General features: G+C 58.8%; 16 protein-coding genes. 7 read left to right on the top strand and 9 right to left on the bottom strand.

The genetic code is table 11. The features are described 5' to 3' along the window. A partial coding sequence (locus G5358_RS16820) for a TerC family protein (protein ID WP_421324540.1) occupies positions 1 to 264 on the top strand: 264 nt, incomplete at its 5' end. A gap of 64 nt (positions 265 to 328) precedes the next feature. Here the strand turns inward: G5358_RS16820 and alr are convergent. After that, complete coding sequence (gene alr, locus G5358_RS16825) at positions 329 to 1,555, bottom strand: alanine racemase (RefSeq protein WP_337072780.1); 1,227 nt, start codon at positions 1,553 to 1,555, stop codon at positions 329 to 331. A 172-nt stretch (positions 1,556 to 1,727) separates the two neighbouring features. On the opposite strand from alr, the gene G5358_RS16830 reads away from it, so the two are divergent. Continuing rightward, on the top strand, positions 1,728 to 2,177 hold the full coding sequence (locus G5358_RS16830) for a methyltransferase family protein (protein ID WP_421324541.1): 450 nt from the start codon (positions 1,728 to 1,730) through the stop codon (positions 2,175 to 2,177). Between the two features lie 94 nt (positions 2,178 to 2,271). Here G5358_RS16830 and tapW read toward each other — a convergent pair whose 3' ends face one another. Continuing rightward, complete coding sequence (gene tapW, locus G5358_RS16835) at positions 2,272 to 3,411, bottom strand: type IVa pilus ATPase TapW (protein ID WP_151287234.1); 1,140 nt, start codon at positions 3,409 to 3,411, stop codon at positions 2,272 to 2,274. Positions 3,412 to 3,469: 58 nt separating this feature from the next. Continuing rightward, entirely contained in the window at positions 3,470 to 3,826 is a 357-nt protein-coding gene (locus tag G5358_RS16840) for a DMT family protein (protein WP_005353120.1), read from the bottom strand. Between the two features lie 112 nt (positions 3,827 to 3,938). Here G5358_RS16840 and G5358_RS16845 point away from each other — a divergent pair, with 112 nt between their 5' ends. From G5358_RS16845 to G5358_RS16855, 3 genes are all read left to right on the top strand, one after another. Next, entirely contained in the window at positions 3,939 to 4,670 is a 732-nt protein-coding gene (locus G5358_RS16845) for a substrate-binding periplasmic protein (protein WP_421324542.1), read from the top strand. A 97-nt stretch (positions 4,671 to 4,767) separates the two neighbouring features. Then, positions 4,768 to 5,775, top strand: coding sequence for a vitamin B12 ABC transporter permease BtuC (gene btuC / locus G5358_RS16850; RefSeq protein WP_216948889.1), 1,008 nt, complete (start codon positions 4,768 to 4,770; stop codon positions 5,773 to 5,775). Between the two features lie 65 nt (positions 5,776 to 5,840). Further along, the gene (locus G5358_RS16855) at positions 5,841 to 6,638 is read left to right on the top strand and encodes an ATP-binding cassette domain-containing protein (RefSeq protein ID WP_421324548.1); all 798 of its coding nucleotides are present in this window, start codon (positions 5,841 to 5,843) and stop codon (positions 6,636 to 6,638) included. 365 nt (positions 6,639 to 7,003) lie between these two features. On the opposite strand, the gene G5358_RS16860 is transcribed toward G5358_RS16855, so the two are convergent. After that, entirely contained in the window at positions 7,004 to 8,071 is a 1,068-nt protein-coding gene (locus G5358_RS16860; protein WP_139434516.1) for a 3-deoxy-7-phosphoheptulonate synthase, read from the bottom strand. Between the two features lie 144 nt (positions 8,072 to 8,215). Here G5358_RS16860 and G5358_RS16865 point away from each other — a divergent pair, with 144 nt between their 5' ends. Then, a complete protein-coding gene (locus G5358_RS16865) occupies positions 8,216 to 8,596 on the top strand; it encodes a diacylglycerol kinase (protein ID WP_005337641.1) in 381 nt (126 codons plus the stop codon). 81 nt (positions 8,597 to 8,677) lie between these two features. Here G5358_RS16865 and serA read toward each other — a convergent pair whose 3' ends face one another. From serA to G5358_RS16885, 4 genes are all read right to left on the bottom strand, one after another. Then, positions 8,678 to 9,910, bottom strand: a complete 1,233-nt coding sequence (serA, locus tag G5358_RS16870; protein ID WP_005337639.1) for a phosphoglycerate dehydrogenase — start codon at positions 9,908 to 9,910, stop codon at positions 8,678 to 8,680. 324 nt (positions 9,911 to 10,234) lie between these two features. Next, positions 10,235 to 10,888: a ribose-5-phosphate isomerase RpiA gene (gene rpiA / locus G5358_RS16875; protein ID WP_421306056.1), complete on the bottom strand. Its 654-nt coding sequence runs from the start codon at positions 10,886 to 10,888 to the stop codon at positions 10,235 to 10,237. A 161-nt stretch (positions 10,889 to 11,049) separates the two neighbouring features. Then, complete coding sequence (locus tag G5358_RS16880) at positions 11,050 to 11,646, bottom strand: 5-formyltetrahydrofolate cyclo-ligase (RefSeq protein WP_421324544.1); 597 nt, start codon at positions 11,644 to 11,646, stop codon at positions 11,050 to 11,052. Positions 11,647 to 11,857: 211 nt separating this feature from the next. Further along, a complete protein-coding gene (locus G5358_RS16885; RefSeq protein WP_106844006.1) occupies positions 11,858 to 13,192 on the bottom strand; it encodes a Na+/H+ antiporter NhaC family protein in 1,335 nt (444 codons plus the stop codon). A gap of 333 nt (positions 13,193 to 13,525) precedes the next feature. On the opposite strand from G5358_RS16885, the gene dapB reads away from it, so the two are divergent. Continuing rightward, positions 13,526 to 14,338: a 4-hydroxy-tetrahydrodipicolinate reductase gene (gene dapB / locus G5358_RS16890; RefSeq protein WP_005347132.1), complete on the top strand. Its 813-nt coding sequence runs from the start codon at positions 13,526 to 13,528 to the stop codon at positions 14,336 to 14,338. Between the two features lie 359 nt (positions 14,339 to 14,697). Here the strand turns inward: dapB and G5358_RS16895 are convergent. Next, a partial coding sequence (locus tag G5358_RS16895) for a hypothetical protein (protein ID WP_421324546.1) occupies positions 14,698 to 14,959 on the bottom strand: 262 nt, incomplete at its 5' end.

The raw sequence follows: 14,959 nt of genomic DNA on the forward strand, positions 1-14,959 counted from the left end.
ACCACGGATCCCTTCATCGTGCTGACCTCCAACATCTTCGCCATCATGGGTCTGCGTGCCATGTACTTCCTGCTGGCGGGTGTGGCTGATCGCTTCGCCCTGCTCAAATACGGTCTGGCGCTGATCCTGATGTTTATCGGGGTCAAGATGCTGCTGCTGGATATCTTCAAGATCCCGACCGGCATAGCACTGGGCGTAGTCGCGTTGATCCTGCTGGCATCCATGGGGCTGAGTCTGTTTGTGACTCGTAAAAAGGCCGCTTAAACGCAATATCATTTAATACCAAACAACAAGGGCTCCCGCGGGAGCCCTTTTTCATATCGCGTGATCAGCGTTTGATCTTTTTGGGGTTGGTGTAGCCCCAGATGGTGTACATGTCCGCCAGCAGGGCGCCGTTGTACTCCTCCAGATCCGCCTGTTTCACTTCGGCGTCACCCTGACGGCCAAACAGCACCACCTCGTCGCCGGGTTTCACCCCTTTCAGGTCGGTCACATCCACCATGATGGTGTTCATGGAGGTCTTGCCGACCACCGGTACCTTCTGACCCTGGATCAGCACATAGGCTTTGTTGCTGAGGGCACGGCGATAGCCATCGGAGTAGCCCAGCGGCAGGTTGGCGAGCCAGGAGTCACGCTTGAGAGTAAAGGTGCGGTCATAACCGACGGTGTTGCCCGCGGCATAGTGGTTGACCGAGGCGACCTGGGTTTTGAATGCCATCACCCGCTTGTATTCGGTGTGGGAGGGGATGGAGTCGCCGTAGAGCAGGCCGCCCGGGCGCACCATGTCGAAGTAGGCGTCCGGCACGGCCAGGGTGGCGAAGGAGTTGGCGGCGTGGATGGTGATCTTGCTGCGATCCAGTTTGCCCGCTTCCAGCAGCCACTGGGAGTCCAGTTTGAACTGGGCCAGTCCCATCTTGACGTCCTCTTTCTCCTCCACCGGGAAGTGGGTCATGATGCCGACCGGGGTGATCCCCTTTAGCTTGAGCATGGCCAGCGCATCCTGCTTGGCATCGGCCAGACGCAGGTCGATGCCGTTGCGGCTCATGCCGGCGGAGTTGAGCGCAATATGCACCGGAATGGTGGTGTGGTGGCGCTGGGCGATATCGGCGATACCCTGGGCACTGACCAGGCTGCCGATCAGCTCCTCCATCTTGTAGGGCAGGGCCTGCTCTACTTCATCCGGAGTGGCGGCACGTACCCGCATCAGACGGCCGGTAAAGCCCTTCTCGCGGGCGACGCGCGCCTCTTCGTTGCTGGCGATGCCGATGCAGGGGATATTGGCCTTGACCACGGAGGGGACCAGCAGGTCGATGCCATGACCATAAGCATCGGCCTTCATGATGGCGCAGATCTGCGGGCCCTTGTCGCCGAGGCGATCCTTGAGGGTCTGGATATTGTGTTCAAAGGCGCCCAGATCCACTTCCAGCCAGGCGTTGCTGGCGGCTTGCTCCTGACCGTTGCGATGATCCGTCGCAAGGGGCAGGTAGGGTGCCGCAACGGCTTGGCCCGCGAGAAGGCCGAGGATCAGGGTGGCCAATAGCGTTTTCTTGTGCATGGTGATTCCTTTTGTTGTTCGCGTTGGATAGTTTGGACGGGGTCGGCCACATTGGTGGTGGTTTAACCACAACTTGTTGTTATTATTATGATCTTTGTCACTCTCAACAGGCGCTGACTGGTTGGGAGTCTACCGCAACACGGGTTCGGCCGACACTCGTCAGGGGAAGAAAATGGTCAATCTTGAGTTACGTTTGCCACCACCGCTGATCTTCCTGCTCTGTGCCGGGGCCATGTGGTGGCTAAGAGGGGAGAGCCAGCCCGGCATCTGGGCAATGACGCTGATGGCTGTGCTGGTCGTGGCGGGGGCCATCATGGGCTTTGGTGCCCTGCAACGGTTTCGTCACCATCAGACCACGGTCAGCCCCACCAAGCCGCAGCACACCAGCCGTCTGGTGACCTGCTGCGTCTATCGTGTCAGCCGCAATCCCATGTATCTGGGTCTGCTCTGCTGGCTGGCCGCCTGGGGCTGTTATCTCGGTGGAAGTTGGGTCTGGGTTGGGCCAATCGTGCTGGTTGCCTGGCTGACCCGTTTTCAGATCATGCCGGAGGAGCGGCTGCTTCGCGCCCGTTTCGGCGACGAGTATGTGGCGTATTGCCAGCGCGTTCGCCGTTGGTGCTGACTGGTAGTGACCTGTGTGAGCTGAGCGGATAATTTGGGTCAATCGTGCTGGATAAAGAGAACCCCGGGCGGGCCCGGGGTTCTCGAGGGGCTAGTTAGAAAAAATCGCCCTTCTCGTCCTTGGTGGGTTCGAGGCTCCAGCCGGTGGCATCGCTGCTGCTGGCAATCTGTCCCTTCTCCTTCCACAGCTTGATCTTGAGGCGCAGGTTGTTGGCCGAGTCGGCGTTTTTCACCGCCTCTTCTTCCTCAATCACCCCTTCCACCACCAGATCGAACAGTGCACTGTCGAAGGTAACCATGCCGAGGGCCTTGGATTTTTCCATCACCTCTTTGAGGCCGCCAAATTCGCCGCGCTTGATCATGTCGCGGATGGTGTGGGTGCCGAGCATGATCTCCACTGCGGCCCGGCGGCCGCCATCGGTGGTTTTCACCAGCCGTTGGGAGACAAAAGCCTTGAGGTTGTTGCCCAGATCGTTGAGCAGCTGGGGGCGGCGCTCCTCGGGGAAGAAGTTGATGATGCGATCCAGCGCCTGGTTGGCGTTGTTGGCGTGCAGGGTGGAGATGGCAAGGTGGCCGGTTTCGGAGAAGGCCAGCGCATGTTCCATGGTCTCGCGATCACGGATCTCGCCGATAAGAATGACGTCTGGCGCCTGACGCAGGGTGTTTTTCAGGGCCGCATGGAAGCTGCGGGTATCCACGCCCACTTCCCGCTGGTTGATGATGCTCTTGCGATGGCGATGCACGAACTCCACCGGATCCTCGATGGTGATGATGTGGCCGCCGCTGTTGCGGTTGCGATGGTCGATGAGGGCCGCGAGCGAGGTGGACTTGCCCGAGCCGGTACCGCCGACAAACAGCACCAGGCCACGTTTCTCCATGATGGTGTCGAGCAGCACAGGCGGGAGTTTGAGATCTTCAAAGCGGGGGATGTCGGTCTTGATGTTGCGCGCCACCAGAGAGACTTCGTTGCGCTGCTTGAAGATGTTGACCCGAAAGCGGCCGATCTGGGGCAGGGAGATGGCGAGGTTCATCTCCAACTCCTTCTCGAACTGCTGCTTCTGCTCGCCATCCATGATCTCGGCGGCGATCCGCGCCACTTCACCCGGTTCCAGCGGCGTTTCGTTGAGGGGGCGCAGGCCGCCGTTAAATTTGGCGCAGGGGGGCGCGCCGGTCGACAGATAGAGGTCTGAGCCATCCTGCTTGGCCAGGATCTGTAACATGTCTCGCAATTCCATTTTTTTGCCTCGTCGATCAATGAGATGCCATGAGCGGGATGATATTGAGTGTACAGCCTCAGGCGCCGGTCAGTTTCTCGCGAAAGACAAAAAAGACCGCACCGAGAATGCAGAGCCCTGCCCAGAGATAGTCCCATTTCAGATCTTCTTTGAGATAGAAGATAGAGAAGGGGACGAATACGGTGAGTGTGATCACTTCTTGCAGGATTTTAAGTTGGCCCACGCTCATCACCGTATGGCCGATGCGGTTGGCGGGCACTTGCAGCAGGTATTCGAACAGGGCGATACCCCAGCTCACCAGGGCGGCAATGATCCAGGGTTTGTGGTTCATGCTCTTGAGGTGAGCGTACCAGGCGAAGGTCATAAAGACGTTGCTGCACAGCAGCAGACCGATACTAGCGAAAATCGGGTTCATAGGGTTCTCCTTGAAAATCCGGCGCATTTTATCCCTGAACCACCGGTTTTCATACGTGGTGCGGGAGGGTATTTTTAACCAACAGGATAAGCCGTGCGAGGTATGCGACGGGATGGGCAAGTTATGCGGGATTGTGTTGTTACTGTTATTTGCCATGCCGGTGCGAGCGACCCCGACGCTGACGGTGGCCACCGATCTGTGGCCGCCATTTCGCATCCTGCAAGCGGATGGCCGGTTGCAGGGGCTCGACATGGACATCCTGCGCCGGTTGCAAGAGGCGAGCGGCATTGAGTTGCAGGTACGGCGGATGCCGTGGGGCAGGGCGCTCAAGCAGATGCAGACCGGTCAGGTCGATCTGATGATTGGCCTCGCTTATACCGCCGAGCGGGCGCAGTTTATCGACTATCTGCAGCCTGCCTACTACCAGTGCTGGCCCGCGTTTTATGGTCAGCCGGTCAATGTGGCCCGGATCCACCAATACCGCGATCTGCAGGGGGTGAAGGTGGGCTATGTGCTCAATTCCGCCTACTTTGAGCCCTTCAACTCTGACAGTCGCCTCGACAAGCACGGAGTACCCACCGAAGATCAGCTGCTGCGCATGGTGCAGCGCGGTCACCTGCCGCTGATGATTGGCACCGACTGTCAGGTGGACTATGCCCTGAGTCAGGGAAATGCCAGCCGGATAGGCAAGGCGGACTACCGCCCCGCCACGCCGGTGACCCTCTATCTGGGGATGAGCAAGCACTCACCTCACCAGTCGCTGCGTCAGCCCTTGCTGGTGGCGCTGCAAAATCTGGTGGCCAGCGGCGAGATAAGGGTGATGGCAAAGCGTTACCAGCCTTGACCTTGGGTGGCAAGCCACTGTTATTATGCCCTTTTCCTGCTTCCCCCCCGACGCTGCGACTGGGCCGGGGGGAAGCCTTGTTATTCGGGGATCCTCCTTGTACCTCTCCCTTATCGCCCGCCAACAGCGCTGGCAGCGGCGCTGGCTCTGTGGCCTGACGCTGCTGACCCTGCTGCTGTTTCTCTTCTCCCTCGTCTGGGGCGAGTTTGTGCTGCTGCCCTGGCGGCCTCTTGGCGAGCTCGAACAGCGCATCCTGCTGGAGCTGCGCCTGCCGCGCGCCTTGCTGGCCCTCTTGGCTGGCGCAGCCCTTGCCTGTGGCGGCGCCGTATTGCAGGTGATGCTGCACAACCCGGTGGCCGAACCCGGGCTGCTTGGTGTCTCGAGCGGAGCAGGACTGGCTGCCATGGTGGCGATGGCGGTGGCCAAGTCCCTCGGCCTCTATCTGCCCGGCTGGGGGCTGTCGCTGGCGGCCTTTGGTGGCGCCTTGCTGGTGACCATGCTGCTCATTCGGCTGGCTCGCCGGGCGCGTCTCGGCCATGCCCGCTTGCTATTGTTTGGGGTGGCCATCGGCATTCTCACCAATGCCGCCATGACCTGGTTGATGTACTTTGCCGATGATGGCTCCTTGCGTGAATTCATGTTCTGGATGATGGGCAGCCTCTCTTACGGCAGCCAGCAGTTCGGCTGGTGGTGGCTGGTGCTGCCGCTCACCCTGGGCTGGCTCTGCTGGCAGGGCAAGGCGCTGCAACAGTTGTTGTTGGGGGAGACCCAGGCCCGCCTGATGGGGATGGATGTCGACAAGATGCGGGTGCGGCTGGTGCTGGCGGTCTGTCTGCTGACCGGTGTGGCGGTGTCGTTGTGTGGTGTCATCGGTTTTGTCGGGTTGGTGGTGCCCCATCTGCTGCGGCTCTGCGGTGGCAGCGATCAGCGCTTTCTGCTGCCTGCCTCGGCGCTTGGCGGCGGGGCCCTGCTGCTGGCGGCCGATCTGGTTGCTCGATCCACCCTGAGCGCGGGGGAGTTGCCTATCGGCGTCATCACCGCCTCGGTGGGGGCACCGCTCTTTATCTACCTGCTATTGAGGCAAACTGCCGATGGTGCTGCATGAATATCTGCATGATTTGGTCGGGGCGCGCAGTCACCTTATTTACCCGTTGTTGAGGCAAGATGCCGATGTCGCCCGCTGATCACATGCCGGTTTCTTCTCGTGCTGCTGCGCCGCTGCTGGAGGCGCGCGCACTCGCCATTGCCGGACGGCTCTCTCCCCTGGATATCCGCTGGTATGGCGGCCAGTTGGTGGCGCTGCTTGGCCCCAATGGCAGCGGCAAGTCGACCCTGCTTGGGGCGCTGGCGGGGATTTTACCCGCCGATGGCACAGTGCTGCTGGGGGGGGGAGTGCTTACTGACATGAGTTGGCCCGAGCTTGCCAAACGGCGCGCTATGCTGCCCCAGCGTCAGCCCCAGCTGTTTCATATTCCGGTGTTTCAGGTGTTGAGCCTGGGGCTCGATGAGATGGTTGCACCTGCCAGACAGAACGAGGCGATAAATGCATTGTGCGAGGCATTGGAGCTGGAAGCTTTGCTGGCTCGTGACTTCAGCCGGTTGTCGGGGGGCGAGCAGCAGCGGGTGCTGATTGCCCGCACCCTGCTGCAGGTGTGGCCGAGCCTCAATCCGACCGGCAAGGTGCTGCTGCTGGACGAGCCGCTGGCGGGGCTCGACCTGCATCACCAGCTGGCGCTATTGCGCTTGCTGAAAACCCTGGCCGGGCAAGGCTTGCTGGTGGTGATCGCCATCCACGATATCAATCTGGCCATCGACTGGGCCGACCGCATTCTCTGCCTGCAAGGGGGCGCGGTGGTGCGCGAAGGGGGTGTCGAGCTGGTTGATGAGGCGCTGCTGGCACAGGTATTCCAGATCCGCACCGACCGCATCGAAGCGGCAGGACGCGTGTGGTTTATGCCCAGTTTGTAAGTAGGGTGTACAGGAAAGAGCGCGCATGTAGGGTCGATTAGCGAAGCGTAATCGGCCGACAGCAAGAAGAAGGGGCCGGTATCAAAAATACTGGCCCCTTTGGTTTTATTCGCAGTTCAAGCCTGTTTGCTCAGGTGCACCTGCGCCGCCTCTGCCAGCATCGCCAGCAGGGTTTCGGAGTCGATCCACGACAGGCAGGCATCTGTGATGCCCTGGCCGAAGGGTGATGTCGCAGTCTTACCGCAGGTTTGCTTTGTTCAACCGCACCAGCGCGGCTTCGGCCTGCATCGCCAGCAGGATTTCGGTGGCGCTCCACGACAGGCAGGCATCTGTGATGCTCTGGCCGAAGGGTGATGTCGCAGTCGTTACCGCAGGTTTGCTTTGTTCAACCGCACCAGCGCGGCTTCGGCCAGCATCGCCAGCAGGGTTTCGGTGTCGCTCCATGACAGGCAGGCATCTGTGATGCTCTGGCCAAAGGTGGCTGCGCAGCCGTTCTCCACATCCTGACGCCCTTCCACCAGGAAGCTTTCTGCCATGATGCCGGCGATGCCGGTACGGCCGCGGCGCAGCTGATCGCAGATATCTTGCGCCACCAGCAGCTGACGACGGTGATCCTTCATGCTGTTGCCGTGGCTGAAATCGACTACCAGACGCTCCGGCAGGCCCACATCGGCCAGCGCTTCACACGCTTCATCGACACTGGCGGTGTCGTAGTTGGGGCGGTGGCCACCGCGCAGGATCACATGACCAAAGGGGTTACCGGCGGTGCGGTAGATGGTCATCTTGCCGTCCTTGTCCGGCGAATAGAAGATGTGGCTGTGACGGGCGGCGCGCACCGCATCGATGGCGATGCGGGTATTGCCGTCGGTGCCGTTCTTGAAGCCGACCGGGCAGGATAGGGCCGAAGCCATCTCGCGGTGTACCTGGGATTCGGTGGTACGTGCGCCGATGGCGCCCCAGGTGATGAGGTCGGCAATATACTGGCCGGTCACCATATCGAGGAACTCGGTGGCGGTGGGCATGCCGATCTCGTTGATGTCGACCAGCAGTTTGCGTGCCAGTTTCAGCCCTTCGTTGACATCGAAACTGCCATCGAGGCGCGGATCGTTGATGAGCCCTTTCCAGCCGACGATGGTGCGCGGCTTCTCGAAGTAGGTGCGCATCACGATGCAGAGGCTCTCTTTATACTGCTCGCGCAGAGCATTGAGACGCAGGGCATACTCGCGAGCAGCAGCGGGATCATGGATGGAACAGGGGCCGACGATGACCAGCAGGCGCTGATCGTCTCCAGCCAGAATGGCTTCCACTTCGCGACGGGCATCCAGCAGATTCTGGGCAATGGTATCGGTGATCGGAAACGCGTGTGCGAGCTCGCTCGGAGTGATCAGTGACTCCAGGCGACGGGTGCGCAATTCATCTGTGTGAATGGACATACAACTCAAGTCTCGAGTGGGTGGTGTCAGCCGCAAGGGGCGAAAAAGCAAAGAGATAAAATAAAGCAAAAGTCCCCTGATTGAAACCTTGGGGGGCTCTGATAGGATGTGAGGCCAAAATCGATTCCAAATGAGGTAGATAGCGTGGCAAAGCCAGGGGCAACCGGGGTCACCCGCATCATCAACGCAACCGGTTACAGCATGAAGGGGCTCAAGTCAGCCTGGATTAACGAGGCGGCGTTTCGGCAGGAGCTGATGCTGATCCTGCTGCTGATGCCGCTGGCCTTCTGGCTGGGGGATTCTCTCAACCAGATCCTGCTGCTTATCGTCATCAGCTGGCTGGTGGTGATCGTCGAGATCCTCAACTCCGCCATTGAAGCTGTGGTAGACAGGGTTGGCTCCGAGCATCACGAGCTCTCCGGTCGTGCCAAGGATCTGGGCTCCGCCGCCGTCTTTATTGCGCTGGCCCTGAACGCTCTGGTATGGGGCGCGCTGGTAGGCCGCAATCTGTTGGGGTGGTGGTAAGCCACCATGCTGTTTTGAGGTTCTGCTTCATAAAAAAGCCCGTCATCACGACGGGCTTTTTGCTGCGCAGATAAGGGTCTATCAGTGGAGGATGCGGGCGCGGATGGTGCCGTTGATCTCCTTGAGCTTGGCGAGCGCCTTCTCGCTGTGCTCGGTCTCCACGTCGATCACCACGTAACCGATATGGCTGCTGGTCTGCAGGTATTGACCGGCGATGTTGATCCCCTCTTCGGCGAAGATCTGGTTGATCTGGTTCATCACACCCGGCTGGTTGCGGTGAATGTGCAGCAGGCGGCTGGAGCCCTTGTGGCCCGGCAGCGACACTTCCGGGAAGTTGACGGCGGAGAGGGTGGAGCCGTTGTCGGAGTATTTGACCAGCTTGTTGGCCACTTCCAGCCCGATGTTCTCCTGCGCTTCATGGGTGGTGCCACCGATGTGCGGGGTCAGGATGACGTTTTCCAGCCCACGCAGCGGGCTTTGGAACTCTTCGTCATTGGACTTGGGCTCGACCGGGAAGACGTCGATGGCAGCGCCGGCGATATGCCCGCTCTTGATGACGTCAGCCAGCGCATCGATATCCACCACTGTACCGCGGGCGGCGTTGATGAAGATGGCGCCCGGTTTCATCATCCGCAGCTGCTCGGCACCGATCATGTTCTTGGTGGAGGCGGTCTCCGGCACATGCAGGCTGATGACGTCAGACATATTGAGCAGCTCGACCATGCTTGGCACCTGGATGGCGTTGCCCAGCGAGAGCTTGTTCTCGATATCGTAGTAATAAACCTTCATGCCGATGCTCTCGGCGATGATGCCAAGCTGGGTGCCGATATGGCCGTAGCCAATGATGCCGAGCTTCTTGCCGCGCGCTTCCACCGAGCGGTTGGCCAGTTTTTCCCACACGCCGCGATGGCACTTGGCGTTTTTCTCGGGGATGCCGCGCAGCAGCAGCAGGATCTCGCCCAGTACCAGCTCGGCGACCGAACGGGTGTTGGAGAAGGGGGCGTTGAAGACCGGAATACCGCGGATCTGGGCCGCTTCCAGCTCGACCTGGTTGGTACCGATGCAGAAGCAGCCGATGGCGACCAGCTTGTTGGCGGCGTCGAGGACTTTCTCGGTGATCTGGGTGCGGGAGCGCAGCCCGATGAAATGGACGTCGCGGATCTGCTCGATCAGCTCCTCTTCGGAGAGCGAGGTCTTGAGATACTCCACACTGGTGTAACCTGCGGCACGAAAGGTCTCTACGGTGTTGGGGTGAACCCCCTCCAGCAGCAGAACCTTGATTTTATCCTTGTCCAACGAAAACTTGGCAGTCATGACGATCCCTCTGTATGTGCAAACGTAAGTGCAGATTTGGTGTGCGAAGAAAACCGTAAAGTAGCAAAAACGTTTGGGAGAGGGAATATTTGTGACGAAAGTCAAATTCTTTGAAGTTATCAACGAATGTTGTAAACATCCGTATGCAACTTGTTGAGGGATAAATAAAAACGGCGCCATCAGGCGCCGTCATTTATTCACAGTGCAATGTTTGGGTCATATCCCATCCCGGGGCTCAATCAACACCGCTGCTGCGTCAGAGGTTGCAGAGTGGCGCTGGCGAGGGAGGGAGGATGCCGCTGCACTGTGCTACCGGTGTCGGGATTACTGGGTAATCACGCCGTCCGGCGTACCGATCAGGACCACGTCGGCGCCGCGGGCGGCGAACAGGCCGTTGGTGACCACACCAACAATGGCGTTCAGTCGTACTTCCAGCGCCTTGGCGTCGGTAATGGCCATGCCTTTCACATCCAGAATGTGGTTGCCGTTGTCGGTGACCACCCCTTCACGCCACACCGGGTTGCCACCCAGTTTGCGAATTTCGCGGGCCACGTATTCGCGGGCCATCGGGATCACTTCAACCGGCAGCGGGAACTGGCCCAGCACGTCGACGGTCTTGGTGTTGTCGATGATGCAGATGAACTTGTCTGCCACGGCGGCAACGATCTTCTCGCGGGTCAGGGCTGCGCCACCGCCCTTGATCATGTCACGGGTACCGTTGATCTCATCGGCGCCATCCACATAGACGGAGAGGGCGTCGATCTCGTTGAGATCATATACGGTGATGCCGAAGCCCTTGAGGCGCTCGGTGGAGGCAACGGAGCTGGATACCGCCCCCTTGATCTCGTCCTTCATGGTCGCCAGCGCGTCGATAAAGTGGTTGACGGTAGAGCCGGTGCCCACCCCGACGATGGTACCGGGAACCACATACTTGAGCGCAGCCCAAGCGGCCGCCTTCTTCATTTCATCTTGAGTCATGATCGTTCCTTAAGAAAAAAGCGGGCGCATTATATCCAACCCTGTACCCCGTCGCGACCTTGTTGCTCACGTTCCGGGGCAAAAAGAGTGACTTTGTAAATCGTTTGCCTGTTTATTCTGCGTTTACGCGCATAAAGCCGGGATTGCCGGCCAAAAACGGCCTATTCAAAGCGCCAGCAGTGGCTCGGGGTGATGATCTGGGGCAGTGGCACATCCCACACCTCTTGCGGGACCGCGTCTACCTGCTGGCAGTCGTGGGCAATGCCGAGTGGCTTGGGGCCCAGCTTGTGCTCATGCCAGATGGCGAGGGTACGATCATAGTAGCCACCCCCCATGCCAAGGCGATTGCCCTCGGCATCAAAGGCGACCAGCGGGGTGCAGATAAGATCGAGCGTACTGTGGGGCACCACCTGCAGGATATCCAGCTCCGGCTCTTCGATACCGTAGCGGTTGCGCACCATGGGGCTGGTGGCGGTGTAGCGCAAAAAGAGCAAGTGACCCGGGGTAAAGGGGTGAAGCACCGGCAGGTAGACCTCTTTGTGCTGGGCCCACAGCCAATGGATGGTGGGCAAGGGGTTGATCTCCCCGTCATTGGCCAGATAGAGGGCAATGCGTTTGGCGGCGAGGATCTCGGGGTGTTGCTTGAACTGGGCCAGCAGCTGTTGGGCCGCCAATTGCTGCTCGGCCGGACTCAGATTTTTGCGGCGTTGACGAACCAGTTGGCGCAGGGATTGACGTTCGGGTTGGGACTCATGCATGGGGAACCTCTGGTATAGCTGCGCATCGATGGCTTGAACGCGCTCTACCTTAGCACATTCACTCTTGACGTTAAGGGGGACAGGGGAACTCCCGCCCGGACGGCTGATGCCCGGAACGGTGGGATAAATGCTGGCGGATCCGTTAGTGAGTCAACAAGGGCCAGGGTGTGGCCCCTGTTGACAGCATGTCGGCGCGCCAGCGTCTGGTCTGTTACTTGTCAGCTTTGCCGCGCATCTGGTGCTTCACGAACACGGCAATCAGTGCCGCTACCGCGAGTGCCATCGGGTAAAAACTCATGCTCACCACCGCCAACGGTGACAGGGCGAAGATGGATCCCAGCAGCAGCGCCTGTGCGCCCCAGGGGATCAGACCCTGTACCACGCAGGAGAAGATATCGAGCATGGAGGCGGCGCGTCGCGGGGTGACACCGTGGTGTTCGGCCAGATCCCGGGCCACCTTGCTGGCGACGATAATAGCCACCGTGTTGTTGGCGGTGCAGAGGTTGGTGAGGCTCACCACCCCGGCGATGCCGAGCTCGGCGGCTTTCTCGTTCTGTTCACCATTGTGCTCGCGAGTGAAACGGGCAATCAGGGCGCTGATGCGCTCACTGATCCAGGCCAGACCACCCTGACGCTCCATCAGGGCGCCGAGACCGCCGATCAGCATGGAGAGCAGGAAGATCTCCTGCATGCCGGTAAAGCCCTGATAGATATCCTTGCTGAACTGACCGATGGCGTAGCCGTTGATCATGCCCACCACTCCGGCGGCCAGAATACCGATCCCCAGCACCACAAACACATTCACTCCGGCGAGCGCCAGCCCCAGGATCAGCAGATAAGGCATCACCTTGAACAGCTCGATGGCGCTGCCGCTGGCAGGGGATTCACCCACTGAGCCCAGGGTCAGATAGAGCAGGATCACCGCGATGGCGGCAGGGGCCGCAATCTTGAAGTTCTCGCGGAACTTGTCCTTCATCTCGCACCCCTGACTGCGGGTTGCTGCTATGGTGGTGTCGGAGATGATGGAGAGGTTATCGCCAAACATGGCGCCGGAGAGAATGGTACCTGCCATCAGCACCGGATCGATACCGGCAGCCTGTGCCACACCGAGGGCCACCGGCGCCACTGCACCTATGGTGCCCATGGAGGTGCCCATGGCGGTAGCAATAAAGGCAGAGATGAGGAACAGTCCGGGCAACAGCGCCCAGCCGGGAATGAGGGAGAGACCTAGCGCCACGGTGGCATCAACCCCGCCGGTGGCCTTGGCCACGCTGGCAAAGGCGCCCGCCAGCAGATAGATAAGGCACATCGCCATGATATTGCTGTGGCCGACCCCCTTGAAGAAGGTCTCCAGATTGCTGTTGAAGCTCTCTTTGCCAAGCAGCAGGGCGAGCATCACCGCTGGCAAGGCAGCAACCGGAGCGGGCAGCTGATAGAAGGCGAATTCGACCCCCTGCAGGGTCAGCCAGGTACCGGTACCGATAAAGAGTGCGAGAAAAACCAGAAGTGGCAGCAAGGCCCTGGCACTGGGTTGAGTCTGGATCATGTGTTCCTCTGAAATTGAACAATGACCTCCTGTCATGAACTGCTTTGTGCCTGTATCGGATAGGGATAGGGGAAAAACAGGGCGGGCATCCTGCCGCATTGGGGTGCCCACAGTAGTGAGTCAATCCCTTAAGGTCAAGATAGACGTCCAGATGGATAGGCGTTTTTATCTTTCGATTTTGTCACTCTGACTAAATCCGTTAAATGTTCGGATTAAATTAAATATTTCGTTTATTTGTCGGTTGTCTCTGCTGGCTCACTGTGGGCTTTTCAAAGCTGGCACAGGCTGGTAAAACGGTCTCTTTCCATAATTAAAAGAGATGAGAGGGTGGAGATGGACAATCCGATCCGTGTGGCCGTGATGGGCTGTAATGGTCGTATGGGCAAGGTGCTGCTGGAGGCCATCACCAACACCGATGGCGTGGTGGTCGGGGCTGCGCTGGAGCGGCCGGGCTCGGCGGTGATCGGTCTTGATGCCGGTGAGCTCAATGGGCTGGGCCATCTGGGCGTGGCCATCAGCGACAGTCTGGACAAGGTGCGCGATGAGTTTGACCTCATCATCGACTTTACCCGCCCCGAGGTGACGCTGGCCAATCTGGCCTTTGCGCTGGCCCACCACAAGCAGATGGTGATCGGCACCACCGGTTTTGACGATGCAGGCAAGGCCGCCCTGAAAGAGGCAGGCAAGCAGATCGGTATCGTGTTCGCCTCCAACTACTCGGTCGGGGTCAACCTGGTCTTCAAGCTGTTGGAGCAGGCCGCCAAGGTGATGGGGGATTACACCGACATCGAGATCATCGAGGGCCACCATCGCCACAAGGTGGATGCGCCATCCGGTACTGCGCTCTCCATGGGGGAGGTGGTCGCCAAAACCCTGGGCCGGGATCTCAAGGAGTGCGCCGTCTATGGCCGCGAGGGGATCACTGGCGAGCGGGATCGCAACACTATCGGCTTTGCCACTATTCGTGCCGGCGATCTGGTGGGGGAGCATACCGTCATGTTTGCCGATATCGGCGAGCGGGTGGAGATCAGCCACAAGGCTTCCAGCCGCCTGACCTTCGCCAACGGTGCTGTGCGGGCGGGCAAGTGGCTTGGTCAGCAGGGTGCCGGTCTTTATGACATGCAGGATGTGCTCAATCTCAAGTGATGCCTCTGTGCGGCACTTTCGTACTACTGCTACCCAGTGAAAAACCCCGGCTTGCCGGGGTTTTTGCTGTCAGTCAGCCAGAGTTTGTGTAAAAAGACACTCTATCGGCAATTTTTATCTGAATGCCTTATAAATCACACTATTGCTTTGTCTGCCAGATTTTTCCTTCCTGAATGTCATCACCAGGTAACAGATTTGAGCATCTTTATGGCGGATTAAGCCATTTTTTTACACGGAATCGGAAAGACTAAAAATTCAAACGCTGAAAAACGTTTTCCATTTTTCACGTTCACTCTTGTCATCGTAAAAGCGTTAAATTTGTCATTAATGTTTTTTGTGTAAAAATAAAAGTCATTGTTTTAATTGCTTTTTTTGTTTGTTTTTGTCGCTATTGCTGGCTTGGTGTCATCTTTTGGTGGTGGTTTTTCCTTTTCTTTCACGGGAGGGGGTTGCAAAGCGATTAAGTGCATAGATAATGGGTAATGTTGCTTTTTTATTGAATTTAGATGCATTTCATCTGAGAAAAGACGTTGAAATGCCACTTTTTTTAAGTAGAATGCGCCCAATTTGCCAGAAATCTGCCGGGTTCGAGTCCTGTCCAAGACCGGAACCGAGCCCGCA

Origin of the sequence: Aeromonas sp. 604176 (assembly GCF_049170755.1) — a bacterium.
Classification (GTDB): Bacteria; Pseudomonadota; Gammaproteobacteria; order Enterobacterales; family Aeromonadaceae; genus Aeromonas; species Aeromonas veronii_A.

What these genes read in the sequence shown, in the direction of transcription:
- G5358_RS16885 (WP_106844006.1), bottom strand. Translation starts at nt 13,192, where the DNA reads ATGATCCAGACTCAACCCAGTGCCAGGGCCTTGCTGCCACTTCTGGTT.
- alr (WP_337072780.1), bottom strand. Translation starts at nt 1,555, where the DNA reads ATGCACAAGAAAACGCTATTGGCCACCCTGATCCTCGGCCTTCTCGCG.
- serA (WP_005337639.1), bottom strand. Translation starts at nt 9,910, where the DNA reads ATGACTGCCAAGTTTTCGTTGGACAAGGATAAAATCAAGGTTCTGCTG.
- G5358_RS16840 (WP_005353120.1), bottom strand. Translation starts at nt 3,826, where the DNA reads ATGAACCCGATTTTCGCTAGTATCGGTCTGCTGCTGTGCAGCAACGTC.
- G5358_RS16845 (WP_421324542.1), top strand. Translation starts at nt 3,939, where the DNA reads ATGGGCAAGTTATGCGGGATTGTGTTGTTACTGTTATTTGCCATGCCG.
- G5358_RS16830 (WP_421324541.1), top strand. Translation starts at nt 1,728, where the DNA reads ATGGTCAATCTTGAGTTACGTTTGCCACCACCGCTGATCTTCCTGCTC.
- dapB (WP_005347132.1), top strand. Translation starts at nt 13,526, where the DNA reads ATGGACAATCCGATCCGTGTGGCCGTGATGGGCTGTAATGGTCGTATG.
- G5358_RS16855 (WP_421324548.1), top strand. Translation starts at nt 5,841, where the DNA reads ATGTCGCCCGCTGATCACATGCCGGTTTCTTCTCGTGCTGCTGCGCCG.
- G5358_RS16880 (WP_421324544.1), bottom strand. Translation starts at nt 11,646, where the DNA reads ATGCATGAGTCCCAACCCGAACGTCAATCCCTGCGCCAACTGGTTCGT.
- rpiA (WP_421306056.1), bottom strand. Translation starts at nt 10,888, where the DNA reads ATGACTCAAGATGAAATGAAGAAGGCGGCCGCTTGGGCTGCGCTCAAG.
- tapW (WP_151287234.1), bottom strand. Translation starts at nt 3,411, where the DNA reads ATGGAATTGCGAGACATGTTACAGATCCTGGCCAAGCAGGATGGCTCA.
- G5358_RS16860 (WP_139434516.1), bottom strand. Translation starts at nt 8,071, where the DNA reads ATGTCCATTCACACAGATGAATTGCGCACCCGTCGCCTGGAGTCACTG.